This window comes from Nocardia testacea NBRC 100365 (assembly GCF_000308775.1).
Taxonomy (GTDB): Bacteria; Actinomycetota; Actinomycetes; order Mycobacteriales; family Mycobacteriaceae; genus Nocardia; species Nocardia testacea.
Genome location: NZ_BAGJ01000004.1, coordinates 1 through 15170, shown reverse-complemented (window position 1 = coordinate 15170; position 15170 = coordinate 1). Strand labels below are relative to the sequence as shown.

The window sequence follows — 15170 nt, the reverse complement described above, 5'->3', positions numbered from 1 at the left end:
GCCGGCCGGGGTCGACAGCGTCGGGGTGCTGGTCGCGGTCGAATCGTCGTTGCCGCAGCCGGCGAGCAGTCCGGCGGCCGCCACCGCCGCCACCACCGCGAGCAGTGGGCCTCGGGTCCGATACATACATTCCATCCTGTGTTCCGGCGCAACGATGCGCGGGTTCACGGCCGCTCGAATGGGGCCGCCGAACCACTGGGTTGACGGTCGGGTGTGCGTCCCGGCCCGGCGGGTTACCCCGGGCCGCGACCCCCGAGGGTAGTACTAGACCCGGAAACGCCGCTGGACTGCCCGGGGGGCGGGGGTGCGATCGGCCGGTTCGGGCGGACGGATGGTGCGGTGAGCGGGCGGCTCCGTGGGCACGGCGTTCACCGGGTGACGCGTCTCACTCGGCGTCGGCCGATCAGCCGTGGACTTCGGGGCGGTTGTCCTGGACGGTGATGAAACCGCGCTGGAAGTTCTGCTGTACGCCGCCGGGGATCGGGAATTCGTCGCTGATGGGGAAGCCGATCCGTCCGGCCTCGTAACCCGCCTCGCGCCAGGCGTCCATGATGGGTCCGTCGCGGACCGCCCACGCGCCGGAGAGGGGGCTCCAATAGATGCTGCCGCTTTCGAAGCGGGTGAACTGGCCGAGGTCCTTCAGCGGGAGCTGAGCGGCGGCGGGGAAGCCGAGGCGGCTGTTCTCGAAGCCGAGTTCGGCGTACTTGGCCAGGATCATCCCTTCGACTCGATGCGCGCCGGTGGCGGGGCTGAAGTAGAAGGGGCCGCCTTCGAAGGATTGGACGGCGCCGTCGCGGTTCGGCGTCCGCACTTCGGGGCCGACGGGGTAGCGCGCGGGGCCGCCTTCGAAGCCCTGCCTTCCCCATTCCTCGAGGATCGCCCCGCGGACCACCTGCGCGCCGGTTTCCGGGGTCCAGTAGAGGGCGCCGTGCTGAAACGGCTGGAAGCGGCCGCGGCCGTCCGGTAGCGGCTGTTCGGCGCCCGTCGGCAGACCGAGACCACCGCGCGGGCCGGCCGCCGCCTGGTAACCCCCGCCGATCCGGCCGGCCACCGGATGCGCGCCACTGTCCGGAGAGTAGAAGACGCGGCCATGGCGGAAATCCTGCGCCAGCCCGCCTTGGACCTGGTATTCGCCGGTGAGGCAGTCGCCGAGCCAGCCGTTGCCGTCCGCCACCGCGCCGATGGCGCCCGCTACCGCGCACTGGGGCTTCGCGACGGGGACCCCGAGCGCGCCGGCGGCCTGCGGCCACGACTGCCGCATTTCGAAATCCCAGTACGGCCAGGTGTGAGTGCCCGCGGCCCGGTAGTTCACGGTCGCGGGGATTCCCAGTTCACCGAGTTTGTCCACGAAGTTCTGTGAGGTCAGCAGGGCCAGCGTCTCCAGGCCCATCCCGAACATATTCGTACTCACACCCGGAATTTCGCTGCCCTCGTCGTGTTTGCCCGAGACCCCCGTTCCGCTGGAGATGTAGAGGGATTTACCTTTCAGCCGATCGGCGAGCAGCAGTGGATCGTGTTCTTCCCACTGCGGGCTTCCGGGAGGCCCCCACATGGCACCGGAGTCGAAGCCGCCCGCGTCGGCCATTGCCAGCCGAATAGCCTGCGGCATACCGAGGCTGGTGGTGGTGAGAAAACCTGAATAGGAGGCGGCGTATTTCACGAACTCGGGATTGCGCGCGGCCAGGAACATTGCGGCCGTTCCGCCCATGGACAGTCCGGCGATTCCCCTGGTCGAGGTGGCGCGCCACTGGCTCTCCAGCAGCGGGGGGAGTTCCTCGGTGAGAAAGGTCTCCCATTTGTAGTTCTTGCCGTTGTCCGGCCGCAGCCAGTCGGAGTAGAAACTCGATTGCCCACCGACCGGTAGCACCACGGTCGTGTTCTTGTCGGCATAGAAATCTACCGCACCGGCTTCCTTTATCCAGCCGTTCTCGTCGTCGGTGGCGCGCAGGCCGTCGAGCATGTACAGCACCGGGAACTTCGCGTCCGGCTGAGTGTTCCAGTCCCGGGCCAGCAGCAGGCGCACCTGGATCGGGACGCCCATGGCCGGCGAATCGACCCAGAGCGCCACATCGCGGTCGGTGTGCCAGACCACATTCCGGATCGTGGCAGGGGCCGCGGCAGCCGCGGTCGGCTGGGAGAGGGCGGGGGCCTGCGCCACGGCGAAGGGAAGCACCAGTGCGGCCGCCCAGGCCGTCAGCTGCCGCCGGGCGCGTCCGCGGGACCGGCCGGCCGTCGTCCCCCCGTTTGCGCGTGTCTTCCCTGCCACCCCCTGTTTGTACCGCCGTAACGTGCGGAAACCCGGTAGGACGCGCGGGCGACAAACCAGTTCTCCACTCGCGTGGAGCGCTTACGACAACGGCGCCACCTGCTTCGATACGAAGCAGGTGGCGCCGTTGGGGAAGAGCTATCGGTTCAGCGGCAACCGATCAGCATGGGCGAGTCAGGCTCGGAGGCGGTGGCGGAGCGTCACTACGTAGGGCCCTCGCCCATGCTGCATGCGTAACTTCGGTCACCAGCCGTTGGTGGAATCCAGGAACATCTTGCGCGAGGCGAAGAGCTGGCCCTCCCAGTACTTCCACGAGTGGGTGCCCACGTTCGGGAAGTCGAAGTGGGCGTTGATGCCCAGCGTCTTCAGGCGGGCCTGGAAGGCACGGGTGTTCACCAGCGACAGCGCTTCCAGCGCCATGGCGTTACCGGTGTTGAACGCACCGACCGCACCGGCCGGCTTGTCGTACGGGCCGGGCAGGCCGCTGGCCGCCGAGATGTACATGGGCAGGCCACGCAGCTGCGGGGCGAACACGAACGGGTCCATACGCAGCCACTGCGGGCTCCACGGTGCGGCCATCGAGTCGACGTTGTAGCGACCCGCGTCCAGCATGGCGATACGGATGGCTTCGCGCATACCCGGCGCCGAGATGTTCAGGTAGCCCGAGTAGGCGGCGGCCGAGCGGAACTGGTCGCGGTGGTAGGCGGCCAGGGCCAGGGCGGCGCTACCACCCATGGACAGGCCCGCGATCGCGTTGTTGGTACGCGAAACGCCGTGGCCCTCGAGGAAGGCGGGGAGTTCCCGGGTCAGGAAGGTCTCCCACTTGTAGGTGAACTTCTGCCCGTTGGTGTTGCTCGGCGAGTACCAGTCGGCGTAGAAGCTCGACTGTCCACCGACCGGCATGATCAGCGAGATGTTGTCGTTGCCGAACTGCTGGAGCGCATTGGTCTCGAACGACCAGGCGTTGCGGTCGTCGCGGGCGCGCAGGCCGTCGAGCAGGTAGAGCCCGGCATTGCCGCCGCGCGCCGCCCACTGGACCTGGACCTTGATCGGGCCCATGCTGGACGGAACCATCAGTTCTTCGAAGGCGCCGCGCTTGACCGGTGCCGCGGGCGAAGCCAGTGCGGTCGGGGCCGCGATACCTGCCGCGACGGGTAGCGCGAGCACTGCCGCACCGATAGCCAGAATCCGGTTACGCCAACCGCGGGGTGCCCGCGACCGCCCGGTACTTCTCTTCGGGCCGGCTGCCCTGCCGAAACGCATGAATTCTGCTCTCTTTCTGCTGTTGTGGCGTTGTCGCTACCGCTGTGCGGACAACACCCCGTTTCTCCTCGGCGGCGCCGGCGGCCGGGTCCCGACCTACCACGGGGCCGACAGCGCTACAACGATCTGGTCACAGATGTGCTCGCTGGACTTTATTCGACCCCGCCGAGCCGAGCAAGGCCGTGCTGATCGGATGGCCGAAATCCGCCGCGAGAACCGCTGTGATCGCCCCGTGACGATACCTTGCCGCCGCGTTGATGTCTCGGCGGGCCGTGATATTCGGCTGTTATCGAAATCGCGCTCCGACCTGGCTTGTGTAACGGAATACGAACCGCGGACGAATTCCCATCGACAGCAGTGTGCCCGCCCGGAAGGAATGCTTCCGGGCGGGCACACCGTGCTGTGTCCGGGGCCCCGCGAACGGGGACCCCGAACTGCCGTTATCCGATATTCGCCGACAAATCGGGAAGCATCCGATACACCTCGGCCTCCCAGTAGGTCCAGGAGTGAATACCGGTATCCGGGAACGAGTAGGTGACATTGTTCGCGCCGAGGGTCATCATCCGCAGCTGGAACGACCGGGTGTTGGCCAGCGCGAGCGCCTCGAGCCCCATACCGTTGATCGTGTTGCCGGTGAAGCCGTCGGCGGGCCCGGGCAACGCACTGCCGGCCGAAATCCACAGCCGGGTGTTGTGGTCGCGCAGCAGCGGCGCGAAGACGAACGGATCCATCCGCAGCCACTGCGGGCCCCACGGCGGCGCCATGGAATCCACGTTGTAGCCGCCGGCGTCGATCATGGCGGTCCGGATGGCCTCGCGCATACCGGGCGCGGAGACGTTGAGGTAGCCGGAGTAGGACCCGGCGAAGCTGAACTGATCGGGGTGGTAGGCGGCCAGGGCGAGGGCGCCGCTACCGCCCATCGAGAGTCCGAAGACGCCGTTGCGATTCGGGTTGAAACCGAGCCGGTCGCGCAGCGCCCAGCGCAGATGCTGATTGATGAAGGTCTCCCAGGCGTAGCGGTAGCTCTTGCCCGGACCCTCCGAGATCACGTTGAGGGCTCCGGAGCCGGAGGAAGAACCGGTGGGCGGGAGCCCGAGGAAGGAGCTGGGCGCGTTCCAATCCGCGTAGAAGCTGGACATACCGCCGATCGGCATGACGACATTGATGTTCCAGTCGGTCAGCGCGTTGGCGACATTGGTGTCGTTCTCCCAGCCGCTGTGCGTTTCCGGAGCCCGCATACCGTCGAGGGCGTAGACCACCCGGTTGGTGTTGCCGTCCTTGGCGCGGAAGACCCGCGACCTGATGGGACCCATCTCCGGGGAGTCGACCCAGAAGTCGAAACCGGCCGGGTTGGGTGCCGCCTCGACGCGGGGAGCGATATCGGAGAGAGCCACCGCGAGGGGAGCGAGCAGTGCCACCGCCATCCCCATCGCCCAACGCTGTACCCACCGCCGGATACGCACCGATCCGGTCCTGCGCGCACTTCGCATTCGACTAGACCTTTCGCCTGGACAGCCGGACAGCAAGTACCTAGCTACGTTACCGGCCCCATCTCGGATACATAGACCACAGCGCCCATCAGGAGACGGAAGCCGTTATCTGGATACCTGTTCCTGGCGCACCAGGCGGCTATACCCGCGTTGATGTTGCGCAAATAGTGTCGTAGGTCACAGTCAGTGGCCACGTGGCGCGCGCAGTCGTCGCCGGTCCGGCCGGCAACACCCCTTGGCAACGGTCGCGCAAAGAAGCCGGCCGGGTGGTCCGGCGCCCGGCCGGGTCAGCCGATGTTCGCCGACATGTCCGGGATCATCCGATAGACCTCGGTCGCCCAATACCGCCAGTTGTGCACGCCGACCGCCGGGAAGTCGTAGGTGGCGTTGGTGGCCCCCAGCGTCATCATCCGCACCTGGAACGCCCGGGTGTTGGCCAGCGCGAGCGCTTCCAGACCCATCGCGTTCACCGTGTCGAAGCTCAGCCCGTCGGTGGCGGCCGGGAGTCCACTGCCGGCGGAAATCCACAGCCGGGTGTTGTGCTGGCGCAATTGCGGCGCGAAGACGAACGGATCCATCCGCAGCCACTGCGGGCTCCACGGCGGCGCCATCGCGTCGATATTGAAACCGCCGGCGTCGAGCATGGCCACGCGCAGCGCCTCACGCATACCGGGCGCGGAAACGTTCAGGTATCCCGAATAGGAACCCGCGTAGCGGAACTGATCGGGATGGTATGCTGCCAGCGCCAGGGCCGCGCTGCCGCCCATGGACAGCCCGAACACGCCGTTGCCGTTCGGGTTGAAGCCGAGCCGATCGCGCAGTGCCCAGCGCAGGTCGCGGGTCAGGAAGGTCTCCCACTTGTAGGTGGTGGTCCGCCCGACTCCGGCCGCCGAACCCGAGGCCAGGCCCGAACCCGAATCGGCCGCCGAACCGGTGGCCCCGCCGGCGCTACCCGAACTGCCCAGCCCGAAGAAATCGCTCGGGGCGTTCCAGTCCGCGTAGAAGCTCGACCGGCCGCCCACCGGCATGACCACGTTGATGTTCCACTTGGTCAGTTCCCGCGCGACATCGGTATCGATCTCCCAGCCGCTGAGATCGTCGCGGGCACGCATCCCGTCCAAGGCGTACACGACCCGGCCGGTGTTGCCGTCGGCGGCGCGGAACACGCGCGACTTGATCGGCCCCATCTCCGAATCGACCCAGAAATCGATACCGCTGGGATCGAACTGAGCCGATGCCGGAGCCGCGGGCCCGGCCACCGAGGCGCCGACCGGGAGCAGGGCCGCCAGCGACAGCAGCACCGTGCGCTTCAGCCGACCGCTCCACCGCCGCCCCGGACGTGCGCTCCGAATATCACGGCCGATAACCCCTCGCATGTTTTCCCGCCCTCCGTCGTGCGACCCACGGCCGCGCAGTACGACTACCGGTCCCCGGCCCGGACGAGCCGGGACCGGACGCCAGCACTTTAACCCGACCGCAGTTCACACGCCCACCAGGAATGCGAAGAAGCGGGGAACAGCCGAACTATTGTCGGGGAAACAGCAGTTCAGCGCACCGGTGGTATCGGATCTACGAGACCACAGCGTTGAATTTCATATTTCGGCACCCGGTCTATGCGGTACGACGCGAAATCGAGGGCGTGCAGCAGATTGTGCTTGAACCGTTCGAAAGTCAGCGGGCCCTTGTAGGAGAGCTGCAGCGCGTAGGTGTCCGGGCACGACATCGCCACCCGTGCCTGTTTCACCCAGTCCTCGTCCATGTACCAGGGCAGCCAGGGCTTGATGTCCACCATGCCGGTCTCCACGATCACCCAGTCCGCGTACAGGCTCTTGTCGTGCCCGATTCGCCCGTCGGTGAGCCGATCGGTGTGCGCGGCCAGGGGGTACGCCAGGCCCATCGGATCGATGACCCGGACGTCCAGTGGGACGTTCATGCTGGTCATACCGAGATTCAGGAAGTAGACCGTATGCCCGTACCCGCCCGGCGGAATGGGCAGCGGTGGCGGGGCGATGTACCACATCATGAACGACGGGGAATTGAGCAGCAGACCGCCGTCCGGGGTGTTCTCGATCGCCTCCACCATGGGGCGCATCCGGGCGTAGTCGAGGTAGTCCTCGGCGCGGATGGGGTGATCGTGACCGGTGTTGAGGACGTAGTAGATTCGCTCGTCCACGATCCCGGACTTGTTGATGTGGGTGCCGGTTTTGATGGCGGTGGTACCCGACGCCAGCAGCGCCCACCCCACCGTGCCCACCAGCGCGACGACCAGAACCGCGAAAGTGGGGGCCTCGCGGCGGGTCAGCGACCGCAGACCGCCCTCGGGCAACCGCACCGGAAGCACCGCAACCGGCAGCAGGAACAGGAACAGCTGCGGCAGCAGCATCCGCCCGTGCATGAAATCGCCGCCCACGCGCAGCGCGTAGATCGTCAGCAGCACCGCGGCGCCGAGCACCAGCGCCACCACCGCCGAGGGCGAACGCAACCGCTCCCGGAACTGCCGGAGCCGGCCGGCCGCCGGATCCACCACGGTACCGGTATCCGGGCGCACGTAATGCGCCCGCGCGGCCACCAGCCCCGCGAGCAGCAGGACGACCAGCGGTACGTAGAGGTAGTAGGGGCCGGCCAGATCCCACAGGTAGGTGAAACCCTGGCCCCATTTCGCCCCGCCCGCGTCCTTGGCGACCGCCGTGTTCGGGTAGGGCAGGCCGTAATAGCCCATCCGCCAGATCTGGTAGAGCAGCGGAACCGCGCCGGCAACCGCCACCACAAGGCCGCGCAGCAGCCACGGCCGCAGCCGCGACCGCGGCATGGGCGCGAAGAAGATGAGCAGCAGGGCGAGGCCGCCCACCACGGTCATCTCGGGCCGGATCAACGGTGCCAGACCGGCCAGGAAGGCCAGGCCCAGCAGCCCGGGCACCGTCGGCTGTTCGGCCTTGCTCCACCGCACCAGCAGCAGCCACAGCAGGGCGATCCAGCAGATGACCAGGCAGTTCTCCAGGCCGGAGGTCACATAGTCGCGCGCGGGCGGCACCGAGATATAGGCCAGCGCTCCGGCCGGCAGCAGCAGCGTCGACGAGGCCGGGCCCCAGAGTTTTCCGGTGCCCAGCATCGCGAACAGCACCGCCAGCAGCGACAGCGTCAGCGCGACCCCGAGCACCACGTATTCCAACCGGCCCTGGGTGAGCCAGCTGAAGAACCAGACGACATAGGTCCACGCCGTACTGGTGTTGGTCTCCACCCGTTCGCCCGCGTTGAAGACCGGACCGTTGCCGGCCAGCAGATTGCGCACCGTACGCAATACGATCAGTCCGTCGTCGGCGATCCAGCGACGTTCCCAGCCACCGAACGCGAACAGCGCGACGGTCACCGCGATGCCGCAGGCGAACACCCCCCGCGAGACCGAACGACCCGGCGAACGCCGCCGCTCGGTGGCGGCGCGCTCGTCGGGCTGTTCTGTTTCGGCTACCGCAATCTCGTCAGAAGAGATAGACAGCGACACCTACCGCTCCGATCCAGGCGATGGCGAGCAACTGCAGGACGCGATCGCCGAACGCGATCTCCTCTGGTTCACCGGCCTCACCACCGTCGACGTCCACGGCGTAGCGCAGGATCGCGATGGTGAACGGGATCATCGAGAGGGCGAACCATTCGGTGTCCTTGGCCGCGCCCTGTTCGAAGGCCCACAGACCGTAGAAGACCACGACCGCGGTGGCGGCCAGGCTCCAGATGAACCGTAGGTAGGTCGGGGTGTAGTACTCCAGCGATTTACGGATCTTGGCACCGGTGGACAGCGCCAGTTGTAGCTCGGCGTAGCGCTTACCGGCCGCCATGAACAGCGAACCGAACGCCATGATGAGCAGGAACCACTGGGACAGCGGGATCCCGGCCGCCACACCGCCGGCGATCGCACGCAGCAGGAAGCCCGAGGACACGATGCAGATGTCCAGGACCGCCTGGTGTTTGAGACCGAAGCAGTAGGCCAGCTGCACCCCGATGTACACGGCCATCGTGACGGCCAGCTGCCAGGACGCCAGGAACGACAGCGCCAGCGAACCGAGCAGCAGTACCGCCGACAGCGCGAAGGCGAGGTTCACCGGGACCACACCGGCGGCGATCGGACGGAACCGCTTGGTGGGATGGGCCCGGTCGGCCTCCACATCCATCGCGTCGTTGGTCAGGTACACACCGGACGCGGCCATGCAGAAGACGACGAAGGCGATGGCCACATTGGCGAGCACATCGAGATCGGTCACCGAGCCCGCCGCCATCGGCGCGGCCAGCACGAGCACGTTCTTCACCCACTGGCGCGGACGAGCTGCCTTGACCAGGCCACCGACCAGCGTTTTGGGAGGCCCTTTGACTTCGGCTTCGGCGAGATCGGCGCCGGTGGGCTCTTCACTCATGGCGGGCAGCGCCTTTTCGTCTTGTGCGGTCACTGTCGAGTCTCTTTTCGGCGGCGAGCAGGGCGGCGGCGGACGCGGCACCGAGCGCGGAACCGGCGAGCACATCGGAGGGGTAATGCACCCCGAGCACGACTCTGGACAGCAACATCGGCGGTACGAGCACCGCAGGCAAGGGTAGCCCGGTCAATTTTCCGAGTAGCACCGCCGCCGCGGTTGTCGAGGTCGCGTGCGAGGAGGGGAAGCTCAGCTTGCTCGGTGTCGATACGTTGACCTGCACCGATGGCGCGTGCGGGCGGGGCCGGCGGACGATCCTCTTGATCACGATGGAGGCCGCGTGTGCCCCCACGGCGCCGACCGCCACCCCGGCCCACTGCCGGCGCCTGGGTTTGTCGACCAGCGCGCCCACCGCGGCGATACCGACCCAGCCGAGCGCGTGCTCGCCGAAATGCGACATACCGCGCGCCGCCGAGATCACCGGCGGGGTCGCGATGGCGCCCTGGACCGCTTCGAGGATCTTGACTTCCGCCGGTGACCGGCCGGTACCCGAATCCTGCAGGCTCGGATTCATGGCGTTCACCGCTGGCTCTCCTCGCTGCTGTCGATCCCGAAAACCTTCTCCCACGCGGCCGTACCGGTGAGTTCCGCGTGCGCGGCCCGGTAGCGCTGCCGCATCTCCGGCAGCCGGGCGGCGAGTTCCTTGCGCAACCGCAGCGCTTCCCGGAGCAGACCGTAGGCCTGGCGCGGATCACGCTTGCGGTACACCACGCCGCGTCCGTCGGCGGTGGTGACGGTGACCCCGTCGACCTGCGAGAGCAGGAACCAGCGCGCGTCCAGCGTGGGCACGTTCAACTGGGGCCGGTCGTGGTGCTCCTCGTGCGCCGGGCGCAGATTGTGCAGCAGCCCCTTGCCGAGCCGCACGATCTTGGCGATCGGGTTGGCGGGCTCTCCCACCGCACCGACCCCGATCCCGCTGGCCAGCGGTAGCTCGGTGGACGAGGGCAGGATCACCGCGTCCGGATACTGTTTGCGCAGTTCGTGTACCGCGCCGAGGGCGCTCGGCAGCAGTTCGAACAGACGCTGCGGACCGGCCAGGAAATCGCGGATCGCCAGATTCTGGATGGCGACCGTCGAGTACTCCAGGCAGAGCAGGTGTTTGAGGGTCGCCTTGACCGTGTTGGCGATCATGGCGCGGCCGTTGCCCGGCTGGTGCAGGGCGGCGACGACCAGGCGATTGCGCAGATGGAAATACGCCTGCCAGTCGATCGCGTCGTCCTTGTCGCTCCACGCCATATGCCAGACCGCGGCGCCGGGCAGGGTGACCGTCGGATATCCGGCCTCCCGGGCGCGCAATCCGTATTCGGCGTCGTCCCATTTCAGGAACAGCGGCAGCGGCTGGCCGAGTTGTTCGGCGACCTGACGCGGGATGACGCAGGTCCACCAGCCGTTGAAATCCACATCGATGCGCCGGTGCAGGAGTTTCGAATTGTCGCGGTCACGCAGCGGGTATTTGGCGAAATCGTGGTCGTATTCGACATTCGGCGCCGCCGACCACATGAAGATGTTGCGGTCGACGACCTCGCCCATCACGTGCAGGTGCGAGCGCTCCTGCAGATTGAGCATCTGGCCGCCCACCAGCACCGGCGATTTCGCGAAGCGGGCGAACGCCAGCGCGCGCAGGATCGAATCCGGTTCGATCTCGATATCGTCGTCCATGTAGACGATGAATTCGGCGCTGGTGGTTTTCAGCGCCTCGTACATCACCCGGCTGTACCCGCCGGACCCGCCGAGGTTCGGCTGATCGTGAATGGCCAGCCGGTCGCCGAGAACGGCGGCGGCTTCGTCGAAACCGGGTTCGTCGACGACCTTGCGGGTGCCCTGATCGGGAATGATCACCGCGTCGATCTGCGCCAGCACCAGCGGATCGGCCCCGAGCGCCTTCAACGTCGTCACGGCGTCGGTGGGCCGGTTGAAGGTCGGCATACCGACCGCGATCCGGCCCTCCCCCGGCGCCTCGACGGGCGCGTACCAACCTCCGGACACCAAGGTGACCGCGGTGTCGGTGGTGATGTCGAACCAGAGCCAGCCGCCGTCCTCGAAGGGGCCGAAATCGGCCTCCATCTCCACCGGCACCGTCTCCGCGCCGGAGGCCACCGCGAACTCACGGCCCTGGACGTGGATACGGGAACCGTCGGCCTTGGACCGGTACAGGTCGACACGGCCGTGCCCGGCCAGCTCCAGCCGCAACACCACCGAGCCGAGGGTGCTCCAGCGCCGCCAGTAGCTGGCCGGCAGCGCGTTGAAATAGGTGCAGAACGAGACCTCGGACTCCGCGCCGATCGACAGCGAGGTCCGGGTGGTGGCGTGCGCCCGCCGCGCGTTGGTCGCCGACTCCTCCAGGTAGAGGGTGCGCACATCGAGCGGCTCACCCGGCCGCGGCAGGATCACCCGTTGCAGCAGCGATTTCGCCCGGGTCGCGGACGCCCGGTGCGCCAGTGATGCAGAGGTCATACGTCGTTGTTCTCCTCGGCCAGCGGCGCACCCGTCTCCAGGTGCGGACGCAGCACATTGTCGAACATGTTCAGCGCGCTCGCGATGGCCATGTGCATGTCCAGGTACTGATAGGTACCGAGGCGGCCACCGAACAGGACCTTCGCGTCCGCGGTCTCCTTCTTGGCCAGCTCGCGGTAGGCGGTCAGTTTGGCCCGGTCCTCGGGGGTGTTGATCGGATAGTACGGTTCGTCGCCGGTCTTGGCGAAACGCGAGTACTCGCGCATGATGACCGTCTTGTCCGTCGGGTAGTCCCGTTCCGGATGGAAATGCCGCGGCTCGATGATCCGGGTGTAGGGCGGATCGGCGTCGTTGTAGTTCATCACCGAGGTGCCCTGGAAGTCGCCGGTGGGCAGCACCTCGGTCTCGAAGTCGATGGTGCGCCAGCCCAGCTCGCCCTCGGCGTAGTCGAAGTAGCGGTCCAGCGGGCCGGTGTACACAACCGGGGCGTCCGGGTTCTGCGCGCGCAGCTCGTCGCGCACGTCGAACCAGTCGGTGTCCACCCGGACCTCGATCAGGTCACTGGCGGCCATGTTCTCCAGCCACTTCGTGTACCCCTCCTTGGGCAGGCCCTCGTAGGTGTCGTTGAAGTAGCGGTTGTCGAACGTATAGCGGACCGGGAGCCGGGTGATATTGCCGGCGGGCAGTTCCTTGGGGTCGGTCTGCCACTGTTTGGCGGTGTAGTCGCGGACGAACGCCTCGTACAGCGGACGGCCGATCAGCGAGATGGCCTTTTCCTCGAGGTTCTGCGCATCCTTGGTCTCGATCTCGGCGGCCTGTTCGGCGATCAGCGCGCGCGCCTCGTCCGGGGTGAAATACTTGCCGAAGAATTGCGACACCAGGCCCAGCCCCATCGGGAACTGGTACGCCTGACCTTTGTGCAGGGCGAAAACGCGGTGCTGGTAGCCGGTGAACTCGGTGAACTGCGTGACATAGTCCCAGACCCGTTTGTTCGAGGTGTGGAACAGATGCGCGCCATATTTGTGGATCTCGATACCGGTTTCCGGTTCGGGTTCCGAATAGGCATTACCGCCGATATGCGGGCGGCGATCCAGTACGAGGACTCTCTTGCCCAGTAAGTTCGCGCTGCGCTCGGCGACGGTCAGCCCGAAGAAGCCGGAGCCGACCACGATCAAGTCGAACTGTGCGGTGTTATCTGAGTTACCCGGAGACGATGCGGCGGTCACGGGAGCCCAGCGTATCGGAAGCGTTTCCCGGCGCCAGTCGGAGTCGGAAGGTCAGCGGTATTGCCAGGTGAGCGGCTTTCATACCGTATGCGGGGAAAACACGCGCCGGGGCCGGGGCGGCCCGGCTCCGGCGCGGGGAAAGTGCCGTTTACCGGCGCTGTCAGCGGTAGCCGTACGGAGCGGCCCCGTAGGCACCGGCCGGAACGGGCGCGCGGGCGGCCTCGATCCAGCGCTTGGTGGGGGCGACGGCGGCCAGTACCAGGGTGAGGATCGCGAAGAGGGGAGCACCGAGAACGCTGATACCGCCACCGACGGCGACCACACCGACCACGACGACGGTCAGCACGATCGAGAGCACGCAACCGAGGATGACCATCACACGCCCGGTATTGCTGCGACGCAGCAGCAGGATGCCGCCGATCAGCAGCAGCAGGGCAAGGATGCTGTACGCGAGGCCCAGCACCACACCGGTACCCGCGAGGTCGAAATCGAAATCGATATCGGGTCCGCTGGAACTCGAACTGGAACTGCTGGTGCGGCGGCGGGCGCCGGTGGCCAGAACGGCGCCGTTGGTCAGTGAACTCTCCGAGGTGGCCGAGGCGAGCACGAACATCCCGACAGCGGACAACGCGCTGGCGACCCCGCCCAGCAGGGCCAGGATCCCGGCGGTGATACCGGTGCCACCGCTGGGCGGCGCCTGATATCCGTAGCCGCCGGCGTACTGCGGTCCCGGCGCGTAACCCATCTGGTGGGCGGGCGGGGCCGGATAGGCGGGCGGCGGCGAATACGGCGCGGACTGATACGGCGGACCGGGCTGCTGTGGCGGCTGACCATACGGATAACTCACGGGACCTCCCCCTCGTCACGGTTTTCGGGCACTGTACCGCGCGGCACCGGCGGTCGCCGGTGGGCCGATTCCCGGAGAATGTGAAGCACCCGCACACGAATTCGTGTGCGGGTGCCCGGCGGCCGCCGCTATGCGAGATTGTTCTCGGCGTAGACGCGCATCGCGTCCCGGATCAGTTCCGCCGTACCTGCCGCGTGCACGTCGTAGTTGGCGCCGAAACGTTCATCGGCGACATACATTTCGCCCAGTCCGGTGAATGCCTGCGCGTCGGGGCAGCGGCCCTGCCAACCGCCGGTCACCCATTCGTAGTGCCGCGCGGTGATCTCCTGGACCTCGGGGCTTTCCGGCGCGAGCCCGGCCTTGCGCGCCCGGCCGAAGGCCGCGGCGATATCGAGCTGGGCCTGCTGGAATGCCTGTTTCTCCGCGGCACTCAGCGAACGCCACCAGCGGTCGCCGGTCGCGTAGGCATCCTTGCCCCAGCGTTCGACGACTTCCTCCTTGTACTGCGTGTGATCGAATTCCTCGAAGACTTCCGCCGCCACGAGTCGTTCACCTCTTTCCAACTTGTCCAATGTGGTGCGCACCGACACGATCCGGCGGTCGATCCGGTCCTGTTCCTGCCGCAGCAGGTCCAGCTGGGCACGCAGCGCGACGACCGCGTCACGCTCCCCGGCGAGGATCTCCCCGATGACCGGCAGGCCCACGCCGAGTTCGCGCAACAGCAGGATCCGCTGCAATCGGACCAGCGAGCGCTCGTCGTAGTAGCGGTATCCGTTCACGCCGATCCGGCTGGGCGGCAACAGCCCCAGCTGCCCGTAGTGGCGCAGGGTGCGGCTGGTGGTTCCGGCCGCCTTCGCCAGATCCTGGATGGACCATTCGTCGTTGCGGGAACCCGCGCCCACGACCTTCACCTCTTCCGTTCCGCGTCGGTGTCTTCGGGCATGACCGGGGCCCTGCTTGGTTACGCTCCGCTGCGCCTCCGGGCCTGACCCGCTCATGCTGTGCCACCAGCCTGCAAGTTGACGCTACGTAAAGGTCAAGCCGTAGGTCGGCGGCTAGAACACCTCGGTGGTCTCCATCCTGGTCGGGATGCGCTGGGCCCCGGGCACTGGTGCGGGACGGTCGCCTTCGACCGTGCCGGACCCGGCCGGCCGGGTCTCGGACTCC

11 protein-coding genes are annotated in these 15170 nt (G+C 67.3%); all 11 read right to left on the bottom strand.

The genetic code is table 11. The features are described 5' to 3' along the window. Positions 1 to 403 precede the first annotated feature (403 nt). Entirely contained in the window at positions 404 to 2266 is a 1863-nt protein-coding gene (locus ON38_RS00635; RefSeq protein WP_083872057.1) for an alpha/beta hydrolase-fold protein, read from the bottom strand. Positions 2267 to 2509: 243 nt separating this feature from the next. After that, entirely contained in the window at positions 2510 to 3529 is a 1020-nt protein-coding gene (locus tag ON38_RS00630; protein WP_083872055.1) for an alpha/beta hydrolase, read from the bottom strand. A gap of 440 nt (positions 3530 to 3969) precedes the next feature. Next, positions 3970 to 5019 carry an alpha/beta hydrolase gene (locus tag ON38_RS00625; protein ID WP_039821482.1) on the bottom strand — a complete coding sequence of 350 codons (1050 nt, stop codon included), beginning with the start codon at positions 5017 to 5019 and terminating at the stop codon, positions 3970 to 3972. A 287-nt stretch (positions 5020 to 5306) separates the two neighbouring features. Next, the gene (locus tag ON38_RS00620) at positions 5307 to 6395 is read right to left on the bottom strand and encodes an alpha/beta hydrolase (protein ID WP_083872053.1); all 1089 of its coding nucleotides are present in this window, start codon (positions 6393 to 6395) and stop codon (positions 5307 to 5309) included. A gap of 170 nt (positions 6396 to 6565) precedes the next feature. Continuing rightward, positions 6566 to 8518: an arabinofuranosyltransferase AftB family protein gene (locus tag ON38_RS00615; RefSeq protein WP_039821479.1), complete on the bottom strand. Its 1953-nt coding sequence runs from the start codon at positions 8516 to 8518 to the stop codon at positions 6566 to 6568. After that, a complete protein-coding gene (locus tag ON38_RS00610) occupies positions 8496 to 9422 on the bottom strand; it encodes a decaprenyl-phosphate phosphoribosyltransferase (RefSeq protein ID WP_039821477.1) in 927 nt (308 codons plus the stop codon). The genes ON38_RS00615 and ON38_RS00610 overlap by 23 nt, the downstream gene beginning before the upstream one ends. Further along, the gene (locus tag ON38_RS00605) at positions 9415 to 9990 is read right to left on the bottom strand and encodes a phosphatase PAP2 family protein (protein WP_051164230.1); all 576 of its coding nucleotides are present in this window, start codon (positions 9988 to 9990) and stop codon (positions 9415 to 9417) included. The genes ON38_RS00610 and ON38_RS00605 overlap by 8 nt, the downstream gene beginning before the upstream one ends. 5 nt (positions 9991 to 9995) lie before the next feature. Further along, the gene (locus ON38_RS00600; protein ID WP_051164229.1) at positions 9996 to 11930 is read right to left on the bottom strand and encodes a glycosyltransferase; all 1935 of its coding nucleotides are present in this window, start codon (positions 11928 to 11930) and stop codon (positions 9996 to 9998) included. Next, positions 11927 to 13156 (bottom strand): UDP-galactopyranose mutase, encoded by a 1230-nt coding sequence (gene glf / locus ON38_RS00595; RefSeq protein ID WP_039821475.1) that lies wholly within the window; start codon positions 13154 to 13156, stop codon positions 11927 to 11929. The genes ON38_RS00600 and glf overlap by 4 nt, the downstream gene beginning before the upstream one ends. A 160-nt stretch (positions 13157 to 13316) precedes the next feature. After that, positions 13317 to 14003, bottom strand: coding sequence for a hypothetical protein (locus ON38_RS00590; RefSeq protein WP_157181623.1), 687 nt, complete (start codon positions 14001 to 14003; stop codon positions 13317 to 13319). A 128-nt stretch (positions 14004 to 14131) separates the two neighbouring features. Beyond that, positions 14132 to 14905 (bottom strand): MerR family transcriptional regulator, encoded by a 774-nt coding sequence (locus ON38_RS00585; RefSeq protein ID WP_039821483.1) that lies wholly within the window; start codon positions 14903 to 14905, stop codon positions 14132 to 14134. Between the last annotated feature and the right edge of the window lie 265 nt (positions 14906 to 15170).